At 55.9% G+C, this 16,085-nt stretch carries 20 protein-coding genes; 7 read left to right on the top strand and 13 right to left on the bottom strand.

Features of this window, described 5'->3' with window-relative positions; translation table 11 throughout:
- Positions 1-132: 132 nt before the first annotated feature.
- From RBB44_RS21330 to RBB44_RS21305, 6 genes are all read right to left on the bottom strand, one after another.
- Complete coding sequence (locus tag RBB44_RS21330) at positions 133-894, bottom strand: sulfite exporter TauE/SafE family protein (protein WP_306149654.1); 762 nt, start codon at positions 892-894, stop codon at positions 133-135.
- Between the two features lie 4 nt (positions 895-898).
- Positions 899-1,693, bottom strand: a complete 795-nt coding sequence (locus RBB44_RS21325) for a helix-turn-helix domain-containing protein (protein WP_306149655.1) — start codon at positions 1,691-1,693, stop codon at positions 899-901.
- A gap of 57 nt (positions 1,694-1,750) precedes the next feature.
- The gene (locus tag RBB44_RS21320; RefSeq protein WP_133952267.1) at positions 1,751-2,923 is read right to left on the bottom strand and encodes a M20 aminoacylase family protein; all 1,173 of its coding nucleotides are present in this window, start codon (positions 2,921-2,923) and stop codon (positions 1,751-1,753) included.
- Positions 2,924-3,067: 144 nt separating this feature from the next.
- Positions 3,068-3,733 (bottom strand): methyltransferase, encoded by a 666-nt coding sequence (locus RBB44_RS21315; RefSeq protein WP_306149656.1) that lies wholly within the window; start codon positions 3,731-3,733, stop codon positions 3,068-3,070.
- Positions 3,734-3,760: 27 nt separating this feature from the next.
- Positions 3,761-4,186, bottom strand: a complete 426-nt coding sequence (locus RBB44_RS21310; protein ID WP_306149657.1) for an EVE domain-containing protein — start codon at positions 4,184-4,186, stop codon at positions 3,761-3,763.
- Positions 4,187-4,477, bottom strand: coding sequence for a YciI-like protein (locus RBB44_RS21305; RefSeq protein WP_306149658.1), 291 nt, complete (start codon positions 4,475-4,477; stop codon positions 4,187-4,189).
- A 270-nt stretch (positions 4,478-4,747) separates the two neighbouring features.
- On the opposite strand from RBB44_RS21305, the gene RBB44_RS21300 reads away from it, so the two are divergent.
- Complete coding sequence (locus RBB44_RS21300; protein WP_306149660.1) at positions 4,748-5,950, top strand: multidrug effflux MFS transporter; 1,203 nt, start codon at positions 4,748-4,750, stop codon at positions 5,948-5,950.
- Between the two features lie 6 nt (positions 5,951-5,956).
- On the opposite strand, the gene RBB44_RS21295 is transcribed toward RBB44_RS21300, so the two are convergent.
- A complete protein-coding gene (locus tag RBB44_RS21295; protein ID WP_209176161.1) occupies positions 5,957-6,454 on the bottom strand; it encodes an arsenate reductase ArsC in 498 nt (165 codons plus the stop codon).
- Entirely contained in the window at positions 6,454-6,822 is a 369-nt protein-coding gene (locus RBB44_RS21290) for a helix-turn-helix transcriptional regulator (RefSeq protein ID WP_306149661.1), read from the bottom strand. The genes RBB44_RS21295 and RBB44_RS21290 overlap by 1 nt, the downstream gene beginning before the upstream one ends.
- Before the next feature lie 212 nt (positions 6,823-7,034).
- Between RBB44_RS21290 and RBB44_RS21285 the strand changes: the two genes are divergently transcribed.
- The 6 genes from RBB44_RS21285 to RBB44_RS21260 all read left to right on the top strand — a co-directional run bounded on the left by RBB44_RS21285 (position 7,035) and on the right by RBB44_RS21260 (position 12,054).
- Positions 7,035-8,171 carry a Xaa-Pro peptidase family protein gene (locus tag RBB44_RS21285; protein WP_306149662.1) on the top strand — a complete coding sequence of 379 codons (1,137 nt, stop codon included), beginning with the start codon at positions 7,035-7,037 and terminating at the stop codon, positions 8,169-8,171.
- Positions 8,172-8,187: 16 nt separating this feature from the next.
- Complete coding sequence (locus tag RBB44_RS21280; RefSeq protein ID WP_306149663.1) at positions 8,188-8,928, top strand: aspartate/glutamate racemase family protein; 741 nt, start codon at positions 8,188-8,190, stop codon at positions 8,926-8,928.
- Between the two features lie 131 nt (positions 8,929-9,059).
- Positions 9,060-9,197 (top strand): hypothetical protein, encoded by a 138-nt coding sequence (locus RBB44_RS21275; RefSeq protein ID WP_306149664.1) that lies wholly within the window; start codon positions 9,060-9,062, stop codon positions 9,195-9,197.
- Positions 9,198-9,301: 104 nt separating this feature from the next.
- Positions 9,302-10,336 carry an aspartate-semialdehyde dehydrogenase gene (locus RBB44_RS21270; RefSeq protein ID WP_133952287.1) on the top strand — a complete coding sequence of 345 codons (1,035 nt, stop codon included), beginning with the start codon at positions 9,302-9,304 and terminating at the stop codon, positions 10,334-10,336.
- Positions 10,337-10,414: 78 nt separating this feature from the next.
- Positions 10,415-11,155 carry a TenA family protein gene (locus RBB44_RS21265; protein WP_306149665.1) on the top strand — a complete coding sequence of 247 codons (741 nt, stop codon included), beginning with the start codon at positions 10,415-10,417 and terminating at the stop codon, positions 11,153-11,155.
- A gap of 5 nt (positions 11,156-11,160) precedes the next feature.
- A complete protein-coding gene (locus RBB44_RS21260; RefSeq protein WP_306149666.1) occupies positions 11,161-12,054 on the top strand; it encodes a DMT family transporter in 894 nt (297 codons plus the stop codon).
- A 223-nt stretch (positions 12,055-12,277) separates the two neighbouring features.
- Here the strand turns inward: RBB44_RS21260 and RBB44_RS21255 are convergent, their stop codons facing one another.
- The 5 genes from RBB44_RS21255 to RBB44_RS21235 all read right to left on the bottom strand — a co-directional run bounded on the left by RBB44_RS21255 (position 12,278) and on the right by RBB44_RS21235 (position 15,996).
- Positions 12,278-13,171 carry a DUF3800 domain-containing protein gene (locus RBB44_RS21255; protein WP_306149667.1) on the bottom strand — a complete coding sequence of 298 codons (894 nt, stop codon included), beginning with the start codon at positions 13,169-13,171 and terminating at the stop codon, positions 12,278-12,280.
- Positions 13,172-13,266: 95 nt separating this feature from the next.
- Positions 13,267-13,788, bottom strand: a complete 522-nt coding sequence (locus tag RBB44_RS21250) for a DinB family protein (RefSeq protein WP_306149668.1) — start codon at positions 13,786-13,788, stop codon at positions 13,267-13,269.
- 89 nt (positions 13,789-13,877) lie between these two features.
- On the bottom strand, positions 13,878-14,552 hold the full coding sequence (locus RBB44_RS21245) for a carbonic anhydrase (protein WP_306149669.1): 675 nt from the start codon (positions 14,550-14,552) through the stop codon (positions 13,878-13,880).
- Positions 14,553-14,685: 133 nt separating this feature from the next.
- Positions 14,686-14,997, bottom strand: a complete 312-nt coding sequence (locus tag RBB44_RS21240) for a P-II family nitrogen regulator (RefSeq protein WP_055673291.1) — start codon at positions 14,995-14,997, stop codon at positions 14,686-14,688.
- Between the two features lie 3 nt (positions 14,998-15,000).
- Positions 15,001-15,996 carry a sodium-dependent bicarbonate transport family permease gene (locus RBB44_RS21235; protein ID WP_371932309.1) on the bottom strand — a complete coding sequence of 332 codons (996 nt, stop codon included), beginning with the start codon at positions 15,994-15,996 and terminating at the stop codon, positions 15,001-15,003.
- Between the last annotated feature and the right edge of the window lie 89 nt (positions 15,997-16,085).

Below are 16,085 nucleotides of genomic sequence, written 5' to 3'. Positions count from 1 at the left end.
GATTGTTAAAATTGACACTATCCGGTTTGAGTTTCGAAGCTGGTGCGTTTTTTGAAACGTGATGTTTCCTCGCCGTTAATTTTTATCGTGAGGCCATCAATTCTATTGTCGCCGCGCCGGCTCAAGACGCCGTCAAAACACACCCAACGCCTGAAGCATCAGGTTCAATGCAAGGGCCGTCATCACCCATCGGAATCCCTTTTTGAATGCCTGCTCATTCATCCGCCCAAGCAGTTGGCTACCTGCAAGTGTTCCAAGAAATCCGCTAGCGATCATCGCTATGATAAGACCCAGCCAGGGCGCAAATGCAAATCCCAGAAGGCCGAAAGCAGCAATCTTGAAGACATGCATCATCATGGCCGTAACCGCTTGATTTGCAACGAATTGATGGCGGGTGAGACCGAGCGTAGACAGCACCGATCCGCCAATCGGCCCGGCGGCTCCGAAAAACATGGACAGGAACGTCGACGCAAAACCGGCGCCGGCCATGGCCCGTTTTTTCATACCGCCCAATTTCGGCGGTCTGCCCCAAACCACCCAAACGACAAACAGGGCGATCCCTGCTTTCAAGATAGCAGCCGGCAACTGAACCGCGATGGAGCCTCCCAGCGCCGCCCCTGCCGCAGCTCCAATTGCGAACCAAACAGCTATTAGCCAATCGACATGTTTGATCTGGACCATCGCCCGGCCCGCATTGGAGCCGAATTGGACAACGCCGTGCACGGGAACCAGGGCATTCAGCGGCATGATCAGCGCCATGATCGCAATCAAAGCAATGCCCCCGCCCAAACCGACGGCTGCCGTCAAAGCAGATGTGAGGAAGCTGCAAGCAACCAGCAGCAGCGTTGCCAGACCCGACAGGTCTTGAGGAACGAGGAAGTCAACCGGGCTCACGCTGTCACGACCATCGTGTGTTTGCGTAATTAAGCGCCTCGCGAACATCGAGCTGGCGCGTGGAATTGCCACTGCGCACGTAGAAGATCGATGATTTGCCTTCTTCGAGGTACACAGCGCGCGGTGCCGGCCGGATGATGATCATCGCAACATCTTCCCCGCCAACACTAGAAAAAACCGTATGAATATAGGGACATAAATCACCCCCAAGGTTCTTCGAAACGATATCATTGACAGTTCGCTCAAAGGCATCGTGATCGGGGCTCCGCAGGGTGGCAAGGTCTTTGGCAAGGCCAAGCGGTTTGCCGTCGTCATCGACACCAACAATCAGATGCCCGCCTTTGGCGTTGAAGAACCCGGCGATTGTTTTCGCAATCACCTTTTCTAGTCCGCGATTGATCCTGTTTTCCTGAACGTCCCACCGCAGCGATGATTTGAACTCGACCCGATCAGTCTCACCCTGCGCAATCAGTTGCGGAACAAGCGCAATTTGTTCTTCGCGCAGGGATTTGTAGGCCTCACTGGCCCGCAGATAGTTGCGGGTGAAAACACCGAAGGCCAGACCCACGATGGCACCAACGAGTGTGTAGGCAACTGCGACGTCCCAATGACGCGGCAGAAGCACAAACCACAAACGGGCGTTCAAAAACTCGATGAGCAGGGGCGCCGTTTCTGAAAAACGCGCCAGTTCCCACCAAACCACCACCAGATTGAGCGGATGAATAACAAGAACACCGACAATGGCACCAACAAGCACATAAGTTGGGATGATCGGCAGACGGGAAGATAGAAAAGACACGGCAGGAACCCGAAATGAAAACGCCGGAGTAACTCCGGCGTTTTCTAGCACATATGATCAGGCTGCGCGCGGCATTGCCGTTTCAACCAGTTTGACCCAATAGGAACAACCAACTGGGATGAGTTCGTCATTGAAATCATAAGCCGGATGGTGCAGCCCGGCGCTGTCACCGTTGCCTGCAAAGATGAAAGCACCCGGACGTTCTTCCAGCATGAAGGAGAAGTCTTCACCGCCCATCATCGGGTCAATCGACCGGTTGACCTTGCCTTCTCCGGCGATGGTCTCGGCAATGCCAGCTGCAAAGTCGGTCTGCTCATCGTGATTGGCCGTAACCGGATAGCCGCGCAGGAACGTGAGCTCAGCGGTGGCACCAAATGCATCAGCAACAGAGGTCACGATCTTATTCATGCGCTCTTCTGCCAAATCCCGCATCTGTGGGCTCAAGGTCCGAACGGTACCGCGCAAGGTGACTTCCTGAGGGATAACGTTAAACGCATTCCCGCCGTTGAAGACGGTAACCGATACAACGATAGAATCCAGTGGGTTGGCATTCCGGCTCGCAATCGTCTGCAGGGCATTGACCATGTTCGTGCCGGTTACGATCGGATCGATGGTTTCATGCGGCTTGGCCGCGTGACCACCCCGCCCGGTGATGACGATTCGGAACTCATCGGTCGCGGCCATGATCGGTCCTTTGCGGATCGCGAACTCGCCAACCGGCATACCCGGGAAATTGTGCATGCCGTAAACTTCATCGATCGGCCAACGGGTCATCAGACCATCATCGATCATGGCTTTTGCTCCGGCGCCGCCTTCTTCGGCCGGCTGAAAGATCACGACAACGGTGCCGTCGAAGTTACGGGTTTCTGAGAGATACTTTGCAGCGCCCAGAAGCATCGCGGTGTGGCCATCATGGCCGCACGCATGCATCTTGCCCGGGACTTTCGACGCGTAGGGTTTTCCGGTGATTTCCTCGATCGGAAGTGCATCCATGTCTGCGCGCAGTCCGATCGTCTTGCCAGCACCGCCATTCTTGCCCTTGATCACGCCGACAACACCGGTTTTGCCGATGCCAGTGACGACTTCATCCAGACCGAAGCTTTCCAAGAGCTCGGCAACCTTGCCGGACGTGCGGACCGTTTCGTAGAGGATTTCCGGATTTTCGTGAAAGTCGCGGCGCCACGCTGTGATCTCATCAGCCAGATCTGCGAGGCGATTTACGATGGGCATGAAGAACTCCTTGAAAAACTTCAGTTTTGAAGGGGTGTCCGCGTCAGCGCATGATGTGCGGCCAAAACGGAAGGGACTGTCAGTTGGTGGAAAATGTCACACATGCGAACGGTTTGGCAAGGATGTCCGTACTCGAACCGGACGTCAGGATTGTTTTTCCGCCACCTTGTAGACGCGCGTATTCTTTATTTCGTTATCCTCCAACTGACCGACAACAGGCACTTGGTATTCGGCCAGTTCCTTGAGCCGTTCCTTCGGCAGATAAGACCGGCCCGGATCACCGACATAAACCTCGATTTCGGCCTCAATCAGCGCGTCCAAGAATGTCATAACCTGATCGGCCATGTGCCGGTCGTAAAACACGTCCCCGCAAAACACGACCTCAACATCCGGAACAGAAGACCGGGTGATATCTCCCTCGGCGAACGTAGCAACGACGCCATTCAAGTCCGCGTTAATCCGGGATGCCGCGATGGCAAATGGGTCAATGTCGACCCCCTGACAAGAGTCGGCACCTGCCATTTTTGCCGCAATGGCAACAAGACCAGACCCGCAGGCGAAGTCCAAAACCCGCTTGTCACGCACCAATTCAGGGTGATCGAGAACATACCGGGCCAGCCCCTGGCCGCCGGCCCAGGCAAACGCCCAAAAGGGCGGAGCCAGACCAAGCTCGCCCAGCTCCTCCTCCGTTTTTTGCCACAGATCCATCGCCTCATCTGCAACATGAAGAGAGATCTCTTCCGCATGCGGCACGGGCCTTATCCGGGTTTCTTCCCGGATAAACTTTTCAGGATCGGTAATTCGGGCCAAAAGCGTTTCCAAAAACCGGGTGTCGGATCAGGCTGGCTTGGACAGTCCGCCCATTTCGCAGACGATCTTCCATTCCTCTTCCGTGACGGGCTGAACCGACAGACGCATGGAGGTCACCAGGGACATTTTTTCCAAACGCGGCTCCGCCTTTACCTGTGCCAGTGTCACCGGGTTCGGCATGTCGCACACGGCCTTGAAGTCCACGCATTCCCAACGTGGATCATCCGTTGTGGTGTCTGGATGGATCTCGCTGCAGACCTCAACAACACCGACGACTTCCTTGCCGATATTGGAGTGATAGAAGAAGGCTTTATCGCCAATCTCCATGGCCCGCATGTTGTTGCGCGCCTGATAATTGCGAATGCCGTCCCATTGTTCACCGGCATCGCCCTTGGCTTTTTGCTGCTCCCAAGACCACTTGTCCGGTTCGGATTTGATCAACCAGTACTGCACTTATGCATTCTCCGGGTTTTTCACGACCCAATTCCAGGGCCGGATTTCAACGCTCTCAAACAAACCGGCTTTTGCGTACGGGTCTTCCTCGGAGATCGCAAGCGCTTCATCCCGGTTGGCCGCTTCAATCACCACAAGGGACCCGGTCATGTTGCCATCGTCATCCAGAAACGGTCCAGCTGCCTTCAGGCCATTTCCCATGCCTTTCAAGAAAGCGATATGTGCTTCGCGGTTATCGAGACGTGTTTGCAGGGCACCGGGTTTGTCGGTGCAGATCAGGGCATAAAGCATTGACGGCTTCCCATTAGACAGAGTGACGGTGAACCTAGTGCCCCACCGTCACAAACTCAATGCCGCCGGAGTGCCCAGCGGTACACTGCTTCAGCAAAAACAGACATTTCATTCCAATCACGATTGCGTCGACGGAAGCCCGGCCGAAGTCCAGAACTCCCGGTCGCAAAACCATCGTTTCTGAAAACTGCTCGACAAGCGGATTGTATGGGTGTTTCTTTGCGCTCGCGGCCATCATCTTTCTGCCGGGCGCTTTGAGATTGGATTTTCATGTCTATTGGATTTGTGCGCTCGGCCATTGTGCTGGGCCTTTTGGCCGTTGTTGGTCCCTTCGCCATTGACCTTTATCTGCCGGCCATGCCGCAGATCGTGGCTGATTTGAATACAGACGATGCGGCCGTCCAGTTCACGTTCACCGTGTATTTCATCGCGTTCGGTTTGGCGCAGCTGATCTATGGCCCCCTTGCCGATCGCTATGGCCGGCGCCTGCCCGTGTTTCTCGGGCTTGTCGTCTATATCATCGGGTCCTTGATGTGCGCCTGGGCTGCTGATGTTGACGCCTTGACACTCGGCCGGCTGGTTCAGGCGATTGGAGCAGGCGCGCCCATGGTGATTGTGCGCGCTGTTGTCCGCGATCTGCATACCGGGACCGAAGCAACCCGCCTTATGGCGCTGGTTATGCTGGTCTTCAGCGTCTCGCCGATGCTGGCACCACTGGCTGGCAGTGTGCTCATCACATTCGGCAGCTGGCGGCTGATATTTCTGACCCTTGGCGTTCTGGCTTTCGCATCGATGGTGATGATCTTTTTCCAGCTGCCAGAAACGCTGCCGCCCGAGCGGCGCAGCAAAATTGATGCAACTGCCCTGGTTCGCAGCACGATTTATCTCTTCGGTGACGCCCGCTTTTTGGGACTGACTTTGATTGGCGGATTTGCGCTGGCAAGCTTCTTTGTGTTCATTGCCGCCGCACCACTGGTCTACATGACCCAATATGAGCTCACCCCGACTGGCTTCAGCATTGTCTTTGCGATCAACGCGGTTGGTTTCTTTGCCTCGTCTCAATTCGCCGCCCCCTTGGGCGAACGCCACGGCATGGCCCGTGTTGCCTTTGTGGGTGTGGGTGGTTTCACGGCGGCGACAACGACACTGTTCATCCTGGTCTGGTCGGGAATAGACGGCCTGCCGGTCCTGATGGCGCTTTTGTTTATTGCAAACTCGTTTCTGGGGCAGGTCATTGCTCCTGCGATGGTCATGGCTCTTGAAGACCATGGCGAACATGCAGGGATGGCGTCCTCGCTCGGCGGCACGCTGCAGATGGTGGCCGGCGGTGTGATGATCGGCCTCTGCACACCGTTCTTCGACCGGACGGCCTTGCCGCTAACAGGCGCGATCGCCGCCTGCGCCATCATCACCCTGGCGCTTGCGCTTGTGACATTCCGGCCGGCACGCCGTGGAGACGCCCCGGCCGAATAACCTGGTTCAGGTGGCGCTGCCGATCTCGTCCAGCTTTTTCTGCAGGGACAATTTATCGAGCGACGTCAATGGCAAGCTTGTAAAAATCGAAATCCGGTTGCTCAACATCCGGAAAGCCTCGGCAAAAGCCAATTGCTGCTCGGTCTCGTTGCCCTCCACAGCCACAGGATCGGGCACACCCCAATGCGCACTCATCGGCTGCCCAGGCCAAACCGGGCAGCTTTCCTTGGCCGCATTGTCACAAACCGTAAAGACGAAATCCATTTCCGGGGCGTCCGGGGCCGCGAATTCGTCCCAGCTCTTTGAACGGGCATCTTCAGTTTTGTAATTCATCTTTCCAAGGAGCGCCAAGGCTTCCGGCCGCACAGATCCAGAAGGCGTGGAGCCGGCAGAAAAGGCCTTGAAACGGCCGCGACCGTCGCGGTTCAGGATCGCCTCGGCCATAATCGAGCGGGCGGAATTGCCCGTACACAGAAAGAGAACATTGTAGGCTTTATCTGACATTACAAACCTTTCCGATGGTCTTCATTTGACGTTGTCTCGGCTTGACAGGTCACGATCTCCATAACCTGCGCGCATAAATCCGGGTGGCCACCACAACAATCAGCCAGCAGAAACGTCAGGAGATCGCGCGTCCGGTCCATATTCGCGAAATAGCGGATGCTGCGGCCCTCCCGTTCGTTCTTCACCAGCCCTGCCTGAAGCAAAACACTGAGATTTGCGGACATGGTGTTTTGCCGGACACCCAATACTTCTCCGATTTCTCCCGAGCTCATCCCGTCCGGCCCGGCCTTGATCAAAAGGCGAAAGACATCCAGTCGTGTTTTCTGGCTAAGAGCACCGAAGGCCCCCAATGCGAAATTTATATCCATAAATCATGATATATTGATTTATTGGCGACTGGCAAGGCGTTTTGCAGGCTTGTTCGCCCTTGTCCCGGCAGCCCGATATCGGAAAAATCGCTTGAGGAGATTGAAAAGAACTGATCCTCTCTGCGCATCGAGATCAATTCCATCGAACAGTCAAAGCCTTGATACCAAACGCATTGCTTCGACAGCAAAACAAACACCCGAAAGAAGCGCCGATGTCAGAAGCAGATTTTGCCGTGACAGAATTTGAGGATCGTGCAGATCGGGCTCAGCGCTTGATGCATGAACAGAGTCTCGACGCGCTTCTGTTCACGACCGAAGCCGAGGTCCGGTATTTTACAGGGTTTCGCACGCTCTTCTGGCAAAGCCCGGCGCGGCCCTGGTTCTGCATACTTCCCCGAACCGGCAAACCCATCGCCGTCATCCCGCAAATCGGCGCGCATTTGATGGCCAGTACTTGGGTTGATGATATCCGGACATTTGCAGCGCCCCACCCCACAGATGAGGGGGTCAGTCTCTTAAGCAATGCGCTCAAACCCTACGCGGTGGTCGGGATGCCGATGGGCCGCGAGAGTTCCCTGCGTATGCCGCTCATGGATTTTGAAAGGATCAAGGCAAACCTTCCCGGTAGCGAATTCCGGAACGCCAGCGCGCTTGTCCAGTCGGTGCGCCATATCAAGTCGGAAGCAGAAATTGCGATCCACCGGGAAATCTGCCAGATCGCCTCGCGCAGCTTTGAAAGCGCGACCGACCTATTTCACGAAGGCCAAAGTCTGAAAAGTGCCTTTCGAAGGTTCAAGATCGATCTTCTGGAGCGCGGCGCGGACGAGGTGCCCTATCTCGTCGGCGGCGCCGGTACGGGCGGGTATGGCGATGTGATTTCACCGCCCACCGATGCACCACTTAAGGCAGGTGATGTGCTCATGCTCGACACGGGCGCGGTAAAAAGCGGCTACTTTTGCGACTTTGACAGGAATTATGCGATCGGCCATGCCAGCGATCCTGTCTGGCAAGCTCATCGCACACTTGTCGAAGCGGTGCATGCCGCGGCCGCCATTGCCCGGCCCGGCAAAACCTGCGCGGATCTCTTCAAAGCCATGACCGATGTTCTGGGCCAATCTGAAGGCGACGTCGGCCGCATGGGCCATGGGCTCGGCATCCAGCTGACGGAAACGCCGTCCCTGACCGCGTTCGACAATACGGTCCTTCAGGAGCGGATGGTTCTGACCCTGGAACCGGGCATTGATCTTGGCGGTGGAAAGATGATGGTACACGAGGAAAACATCGTCATCCGCGACGGCGCACCGGAATTCCTATCGACGCCGGCAGATCCGGAAATTCCGGTCATTTAATAACAAGAGCGATACCATGGACCTCAATTTCCAAACAGACAACGGCCTTGCCCACAAAACCGCCCTTGGGCTGATCGTTCTGCAGGCGGACGAGACGATCGAAAACGAATTCCGGCCCTTGTTCGACATCGACGGCGTGACCTTAAATCACACCCGCATCGAAAGCGCCCCGGAAGTCACCTCCGAAACCCTGATGCGCATGAAAGCGCAACTGACAGGGACTGCTGCCCTTCTCCCGAACGCCCGAGCTCTGGATGTCATTGGCTATGCCTGTACATCCGCCTCGACCATCATAGGCTCGGAGGAAGTTGCCAAAGCCGTTCAAAAAGCTCATCCGACCGCCAAAGTAACCAACCCGGCTACAGCTGTGCTGGCCGCGCTTGAGCACTTGAACGGAAAAAAGATCGGGGTGGTCACGCCCTATATCGCCGAAGTTTCCGAAGCGGTTGTTTCTCTGCTTAAAGACAATAGTCTTACCGTTGTGCAGTTATGCTCGTTTGGCCAATCCGAAGAAGCCGTGGTGGCCCGGATTTCACCAGCCTCGACGATGGATGCCATTTGTACGGTCGGAAAGGACCAGGACGTGGATGCCGTATTCGCCTCCTGCACCAACTTGCGGACGTTCCCGGTGATCGAGGCCTGTGAAACAGAACTCGGCAAGCCGGTCATCAGTTCCAACTCCGCGCTTGCCTGGCACATGATGAAGCTGGCCGGGATTGAAACCAAAGGGCGCGGACCGGGCCGGCTGTTTGATTGATCGAAGAAACCGTCGCCTTTCAGCAACAAACGAAATCCCAAAGGCCGGATCTGGCCGCTTTGCGTATTGACTCTCAAGGTTTTCCGGGCAAAAAGAGCGCCGTCTCGAATTTTGTCGAATGTGAGTTTCCGATGACCCGGCTGAAAGCCGACATTCTGGATATGATGTCTGAAGCCCTTGCTAGCGTGACCTTCATGCGCGGCGGGACGATGACGCCTGCCAAAGCCACATTCAAGCACACGACAAAAACTACCAAGACCACCGCTTAAGGTGCCGCTCATCCCGCCTCCCCGGGGATGGGAGGCGCCAGGAAGCTGGCATGCCTGATATCCTCGGCAGCCGGTGAAGCGGGGAGACGGACAAGGACAGTCACATGGGTTTCAAGATCGCAATTGCTGGGGCAACCGGAAACGTTGGCCGGGAGATGCTGGACATTCTCGCAGAGCGCGGCTTTCCGGCGGACGAAGTCGTCGCGCTGGCGTCCCGCCGCTCTCAAGGCACGGATATTTCCTTCGGCGACAAAACGCTGAAGGTCCAGGCGATGGAGAATTATGATTTCTCCGACACCGACATCTGCCTGATGTCCGCTGGCGGCACCATTTCCAAGGAATGGTCTCCGAGGATTGGTGCGAAGGGCTGCGTTGTGATCGACAACTCGTCCGCCTGGCGCTACGACGCGGACGTGCCATTGATCGTTCCGGAAGTGAACGCCGATGCCATCACCGGCTTCACCAAGAAGAACATCATCGCCAACCCCAACTGCTCCACTGCGCAGCTCGTTGTTGCGCTGAAGCCGCTGCACGATCATGCCAAGATCAAGCGCGTTGTTGTCTCGACCTACCAGTCGGTGTCCGGCGGCGGTAAGGACGCCATGGAAGAGCTGTTCAACCAGACCCGTGCCGTGTTCGTGAACGACCCGATTGAGCCGGAAAAGTTCACCAAGCGGATTGCGTTCAACGTCATTCCGCACATCGATGTCTTCATGGAAGACGGCTACACCAAGGAAGAATGGAAGGTGCTGGCCGAAACCAAGAAGATGCTTGATCCAGCCATCAAGGTCACCTGCACCGCGGTCCGCGTCCCGGTCTTCATCGGCCACTCCGAAAGCGTCAACATCGAATTCGAAAACGAGATCACGGCGGAAGAAGCCCGCAACATCCTGCGCGAAGCGCCGGGTTGCCTAGTCATCGACAAGCACGAAGACGGCGGCTACATCACGCCGTATGAATCTGCTGGCGAAGACGCGACTTACATCTCCCGCATCCGCGAAGACGCAACCATCGAGAACGGTCTCAACATGTGGGTCGTGTCCGACAACCTGCGCAAGGGCGCAGCGCTCAACACGGTGCAGATTGCCGAGGTTCTGGTGAACCGCGGCCTGATCACTCCGAAAAAGGCCGCGGCCTGATCCTTATCAAGCGGGCGCCCTCCGGCGCCCGTTTTTTCTTATCCTGCCAGAAATTTTCAGAACAAGGAGCCCGGTGCCATGCCCGAGGCTTTTTCCGGATCCTTTCAGGAATTCCTGACAACCAAACCCGATGCCCGGTTTACCGACTGGCTGGCCGCCCGCGCCGAACCGCACTGGAGTGCAGCCACCGGTCATGCCTTTACCCAAGCCATCGGCGACGGCACCATGCCGGATGACGCCTATGCCCGGTATCTGATTGAAGACTATACCTTCATCACCGATCTGGCTTCGACACTCGGATATCTTGTCGCCAAAGCACCGAGCATGAAGTCTAAATCCCGGCTGTCCGGGTTTCTGGCTTTGCTGACATCGGAGGAAAACGACTATTTCCTGCGCTCGCTTGAGGCACTTAGCGTATCTCCTTCCGTCTATGAAACAGCCGCACAGGGTCCAGTGACCCGAGCGTTCGCGGATCTGCTTCTCACCTCCTCCGGCAAAGGCACCTATGCCGAGGGCCTGGCCTGCCTCCTGTGCGCCGAGTGGTGCTATCTGACCTGGGGTTTGCGCGAAGCACAAAAGCCACGCCCGCAACACTTCTATCTCGCCGAATGGATCGATTTGCATGCGGTCGAGGGTTTTGTGAGTTTCGTCAACTGGATCCGCGAAGAGATGGATGCTGTTGGCAGCTCGCTTGGCGCAGATGAACAGGAGCGGCTGGCGTTGATCTTTACCCGCATGAGTATGCTTGAAACCGCATTTTTTGACGCGGCCTGGACCGGCGAAGCGGCTCTTCCGGCTGATCTTGCCGCGCGGTCTTAAAGAGAATGTTCGTCTATGAAGCTGCCGCTCTTGGTGCCGCCGCCCTCTGGGCTCTAACCGGCTTGATATCGGCGGGGCCGGCGCAGCACTTGGGCGCGATAGCCTTCAATTGCACCCGTATGGTGCTCGTCGCGCTGATGCTGATTGCCTGGGTGGCGTTCTCCACCGGTTGGGGATCGATCAGCTCCGACCATATTGTGCCGCTGATGCTCTCCGGCGTGATCGGGATCTTCATGGGCGACACGGCGCTTTTCCTGACGCTGAACCGCATGGGCCCGCGCCGCACGGCGATGCTGTTTTCACTGAATGCGCCGATGTCGGCAATCCTCGGCTGGCTGCTCTTGAACGAAGACCTGACGGTCACACAGATCCTCGGAATTCTCATCACCTTCAGCGGCGTGTTGCTTGCCATCCGCTTCGGCAAACGCAAATCCCAGCTGCACCAGTGGGAAAGCATTCGCGGGCCGCTGTGGGCCGGCGTCTTGCTGGGACTGGCCGCGGCCTTGTCGCAGTCGATCGGCTCGCTGATCGCCCGGCCCGTGATGGAAACCGGTGCCGATCCGGTCGCCGCCTCTAGCCTTCGGGTCGGCATGGCTGCGCTGTGTCTCCTGGCATTGACCCGCCTTCCGGTCTCCTGGGTGAAACCGGCAGGCCGGTTTACCCCGTCCCTCGTTGGTCTGATCGCGCTTTCCGGTTTTCTCGGCATGGGCGTCGGCATGACGCTGATCCTGTTCGCGCTGTCCGGCGGTGAAGTCGGCATCATCGCAACCCTTTCCGCCACCACCCCGGCTCTCATGCTGCCGATGCTCTGGTGGCGGACCAAGGAAATCCCGGCCCTTGGCGCCTGGGCCGGTGCCGGACTTGTGGTCATCGGCAGCGCGTTGCTGTTTGCGAGTTAGCTCAGTAGAAGCGAAGCCAAATTGCACAATCATTGGATGCAAATTGCCCTATTGATACATTAATCGAGTCAAATCAAACGGTTAGAGAAAACCATATAACATATTGAATCTATTTACTTTACACTACGATTTGAGTAATATTTGGGAGGGACGCCGGGAACCTCGGGTTGCTTATTTTAAGTGGGGAACGTCTTCCGGGACGGCGAGCAAATTAGACGCTGGCCTACAAGCCTGATTGATTAAACGAGGCCGGGTCCCACCATTGCCTCGGATAACCATAATACCGAAATACTTCTTGTTGTTCATCTAACAAACTTGCACCTTTGAAACTTGGAAGTAGCTTAACCCCGTACCCAGAGACCGAATTTTTCGAGTGATCACGAAATCTGGCCATTCTAGGCTTGAGAATTTTTGCAAAACTTGGATCGCATTCGCCTGTGCTAAAGCGATCACACGCTTTAAAAAATGAACTTGCCACTATGTCCGCAAGCTGCAAACCAGCTCTCTCATAGTGCGGATAAACTTTCAGCAAATTAAAATCGATTGTTTCCCAATTTATCTTACCGAATTTGAGAAATGTATTGTCACCTTGATAGCTTATCCAGCGAAAGTAAGCCCCCATTTGATCATAAGAAAGCCCTCCTCTATTACTGTATTCAATTTTTACTTTCCTTATTTCACCAAATTCCGCCTGAGATTTCCAAGCAACAAAATCGGTAATTCTCTCTAATAAAATCCGGGTCATCCAGCAATAAAACCAATTCCGCGACGGTATTTTCGAAGCCAGAGGATTCTGGTAACCCTTCATATTCTTTTTGTTAGAACACACAACGAAGTAACGAGCCTTCAACTCAGATATTTCAGAGCAAACAAATTTCTTTTTATTACTAGACAGCTTCGCAAAATGTAAAGATCTAGCATTGTGACGCCACAACTTGTTTTGGATTCCTTCAACCCATTGCTTAACTTCACTTTCTCGAGATGCTTTGATTACTACTCCGGAAACCATCAACCATTCACTTGAGCCATTACTGTCCAACGGACGGATTCTTTTCAAACCGTCATCACCAGCCTCATCGATGTAAGCGACATATGAATAATCAGAAATTTGATCCATCAGACGTTGATGCACAATCTTTATAGTTGCGTCAACGAATTAGCTTCAACCAATCAGAAGAACACTACAACCTAAAAAGCTTTGCGGTTTGCGAGTTAGCCGGAAACATCCTGCTGCAACAGATCCGGCATGAACGGCAGATCCGTTTTGCCGATGTCGATCCCGGCCTGCATGTAAAGCGTGGACAGCTGGCCCCGATGGTGGGTCTGGTGATTGAACATGTGCGTCAGGCACAGCCAACGCGGCCGGGTCCGGGTCTGACCGTCACTGCGGCTGGTCCATTCCAAGGTCCCGGCCAGCCATTCAGATGTCAGTCCACCGGCGAACTCTTCGATGTCGGCGCAGATTCCAAAATGCGCGGCCTTGAGGGCGTCGTACTCCTCAAAGATATCAACGCCCATGCCACCGACCTTGTAATCCCTGCCCGTGAAGTGGCGCATCCACGCGCGATCACCAAAAAGAAGATGGTTGAGCGTGGAATGAACGGACTTGAAAAAAGCCCCTCGGTCCTCCCTGCGATCCGCGTCGCTCATCTTGTCCGCGGCCACATAGGCTTTTTCCGTCATCCAGGTGTTGTACTTGGCAAGACGTTGGTAGATCGCAATTTCAGTCGTCATTCAAAAGCCTTGGAGCATGTTTCAATGATTTGGATCTGTTTGATGCCAAAAAACAGCTCAACCGACTAGGCCCAATCAAGCAACGCGCACTATTCAGCGGCGACCGTCGGGATTGGCAAGGCTTCCGGGCCGTCTGCGGTTTCAAAACGCTCTGTGACCGGATCCATCACCCGCAGTTCCGCAGACCCGATGTCGAACCAGGCGCCGTGCAGCTGCAGCTCTCCCCGCTCAACCGCCTCTTTGACGAATGGGAAGGTCATCAGGTTCTTCAGCGATTGCCGCACGCCGGCATATTCCATGGCCAGCTGCGGGTCTTCGATCTTATCGACCGGCATACATGCCATTGAGATCGCTGCAGGTTCCAGAAGCTTGATCCAGCGTCCAATGAACCCCTTCTGCGCGTGGTCCTGGTTGGCGCTTTCGCGGAAGGCCTGGATGCCTCCGCACTTGCAGTGCCCCATGACCACGATGTGCTTCACGTGGAGACCGGTCACGCCGTACTCGATCGCCGCACTTGTGCCGTGCTGGCCTTCGGTGGCCTCGAACGGCGGCACGAGATTGGCAACGTTGCGCACAACAAACAGCTCACCCGGACCCGCCCCGAAGATGCCTTCCGGGGTTACACGGCTGTCGCAGCAAGACACCACCATGACTTCCGGCGTCTGCCCGTAGATCGCAAGGTGTTCCTGGATTTCCTTATGCCGCACAAAGCCCTTGTTCAGATAACGGCTGTATCCGTTGAGCAATTCGGATGGGAATGCCATCGCCGTGATCTCCTGAGCATTGGCGCACGCAGTGCAGTCCAACAGTTTTACGGGATCACTCAAGCGCGCCCAATCAGGGGAAGTACGTACACACCCTCAGCAAAAGTGGCTAAATGGCTGGAGTGCTGGGGTCTTAGAAGCGCTCGGCGCGCAGGACCTGACAATCGGACACGCAGACGACGCCGATATGCCGTTCAACCACGCCAAATGCTGCTTCCAGGAGCTCATCCAGGCGTTCTGGGCGGATAATGCAAATGATGGAGACCATGCCGCCGGCGCGGGACACCTGGCCCTCGCGGCTCCACCGGCCAGACCGGCCACTGCCGCCGAGAACCGGCAAAATCGTGTAGCCGGTCACACCGGCCCGGTCGAGCGCGTTGGTCAAACGCGTTTCCATCGGCGCTTCGATCGTGATCTCGACCCGTTTGGCCTGTTTCATTTCCATGGCTTATCCCCCCACTGCCTGCGCGACACTTAAGTACAGCGGTATGCCAAGTGTCAGGTTGAATGGAAAGGTTATTCCAAGCGACATTGTGAGATAAATAGACGGATTGGCCTCGGGCAAGGCAACACGCATGGCCGCAGGCACCGCGATATAGGAAGCAGACGCGCTCAAGGTCATCAAAAGAACTGCCCCACCGGTCGACAGACCGATCAGGCTGGCGGCGATCAATCCGGCCGCCGATCCCAGCATCGGCATCAGGATGCCGAAGCTGATCAGGCCCGGCCGCAGCTGGTGGACGCTCGCCCGCAAACCACGGCCCGCAACAAGCCCCATGTCGAGAAGAAACAGGCAGAGCACGCCTTTGAACGGGGAAACAATGAAACTTTCGATTTCCTTGAGGCCGTCTTCGCCTGTCAGGAAGCCAATCAGGAACGACCCAACCAACAGCACAATGGAGCCATTGAGCAAGATCTCGCGCCACAGGCCCTGCGTGTCCTGTTCACGTTCCTTGGCTTCCGCGCTTGAAGAGAACCGCGCAACGATCCAGAGCGCGGACAAAATGGCCGGCGCTTCCATCACAGCGGCCACAGCCACCAAATAGCCTTCGCTGGCAATGCCCTGGCTCTGCAGAACCGACGTTGCCGCGACAAATGTCACAATCGAGATTGAGCCGTAGTGACCAGCGACAGCAGCCGCATCCACCGTGCTCAACCGTGTCATGCCACGCAAAAGAGCAAACGCCAGGAACGGCAGCGCGAACGACAGTATCAGACCGGCCACCAGCGACAGGATCAAGGTCGCATCAATCCCGTGCGCACTGACACTCACCCCGCCCTTGAAGCCAATCGCAAAGAGCAAATAGATCGACAGGGATTTGGCGGCCGCTTCCGGGATCGTCAGGTCGGAGCGGACGAATGCCGCTCCCAAACCAAGCGCAAAAAACAAGATGATAGGCGACAAAAGGTTTTGCGCCGCCAATCCAAGAATTGTTTCGATCACCTCTGGCCGCCCCTGCTTGATCTGATTTTCGCGAGCCAACCGACACGCTCAAAAATACGTAGGATCACCTACGCCGCGCGGTATGAGAC

It is taken from the genome of Roseibium sp. MMSF_3247, assembly GCF_030733765.1.
Lineage (GTDB): Bacteria > Pseudomonadota > Alphaproteobacteria > Rhizobiales > Stappiaceae > Roseibium.
Note: the sequence above shows the minus strand (reverse complement) of the source record. Positions and strands in the feature narration are given on the sequence as shown.

What these genes read in the sequence shown, in the direction of transcription:
- RBB44_RS21320 (WP_133952267.1), bottom strand. Translation starts at nt 2,923, where the DNA reads ATGCCCATCGTAAATCGCCTCGCAGATCTGGCTGATGAGATCACAGCG.
- RBB44_RS21305 (WP_306149658.1), bottom strand. Translation starts at nt 4,477, where the DNA reads ATGCTTTATGCCCTGATCTGCACCGACAAACCCGGTGCCCTGCAAACA.
- RBB44_RS21300 (WP_306149660.1), top strand. Translation starts at nt 4,748, where the DNA reads ATGTCTATTGGATTTGTGCGCTCGGCCATTGTGCTGGGCCTTTTGGCC.
- RBB44_RS21295 (WP_209176161.1), bottom strand. Translation starts at nt 6,454, where the DNA reads ATGTCAGATAAAGCCTACAATGTTCTCTTTCTGTGTACGGGCAATTCC.
- RBB44_RS21290 (WP_306149661.1), bottom strand. Translation starts at nt 6,822, where the DNA reads ATGGATATAAATTTCGCATTGGGGGCCTTCGGTGCTCTTAGCCAGAAA.
- RBB44_RS21285 (WP_306149662.1), top strand. Translation starts at nt 7,035, where the DNA reads ATGTCAGAAGCAGATTTTGCCGTGACAGAATTTGAGGATCGTGCAGAT.
- RBB44_RS21280 (WP_306149663.1), top strand. Translation starts at nt 8,188, where the DNA reads ATGGACCTCAATTTCCAAACAGACAACGGCCTTGCCCACAAAACCGCC.
- RBB44_RS21275 (WP_306149664.1), top strand. Translation starts at nt 9,060, where the DNA reads ATGACCCGGCTGAAAGCCGACATTCTGGATATGATGTCTGAAGCCCTT.
- RBB44_RS21270 (WP_133952287.1), top strand. Translation starts at nt 9,302, where the DNA reads ATGGGTTTCAAGATCGCAATTGCTGGGGCAACCGGAAACGTTGGCCGG.
- RBB44_RS21265 (WP_306149665.1), top strand. Translation starts at nt 10,415, where the DNA reads ATGCCCGAGGCTTTTTCCGGATCCTTTCAGGAATTCCTGACAACCAAA.
- RBB44_RS21260 (WP_306149666.1), top strand. Translation starts at nt 11,161, where the DNA reads ATGTTCGTCTATGAAGCTGCCGCTCTTGGTGCCGCCGCCCTCTGGGCT.
- RBB44_RS21255 (WP_306149667.1), bottom strand. Translation starts at nt 13,171, where the DNA reads ATGGATCAAATTTCTGATTATTCATATGTCGCTTACATCGATGAGGCT.
- RBB44_RS21250 (WP_306149668.1), bottom strand. Translation starts at nt 13,788, where the DNA reads ATGACGACTGAAATTGCGATCTACCAACGTCTTGCCAAGTACAACACC.
- RBB44_RS21245 (WP_306149669.1), bottom strand. Translation starts at nt 14,552, where the DNA reads ATGGCATTCCCATCCGAATTGCTCAACGGATACAGCCGTTATCTGAAC.
- RBB44_RS21240 (WP_055673291.1), bottom strand. Translation starts at nt 14,997, where the DNA reads ATGGAAATGAAACAGGCCAAACGGGTCGAGATCACGATCGAAGCGCCG.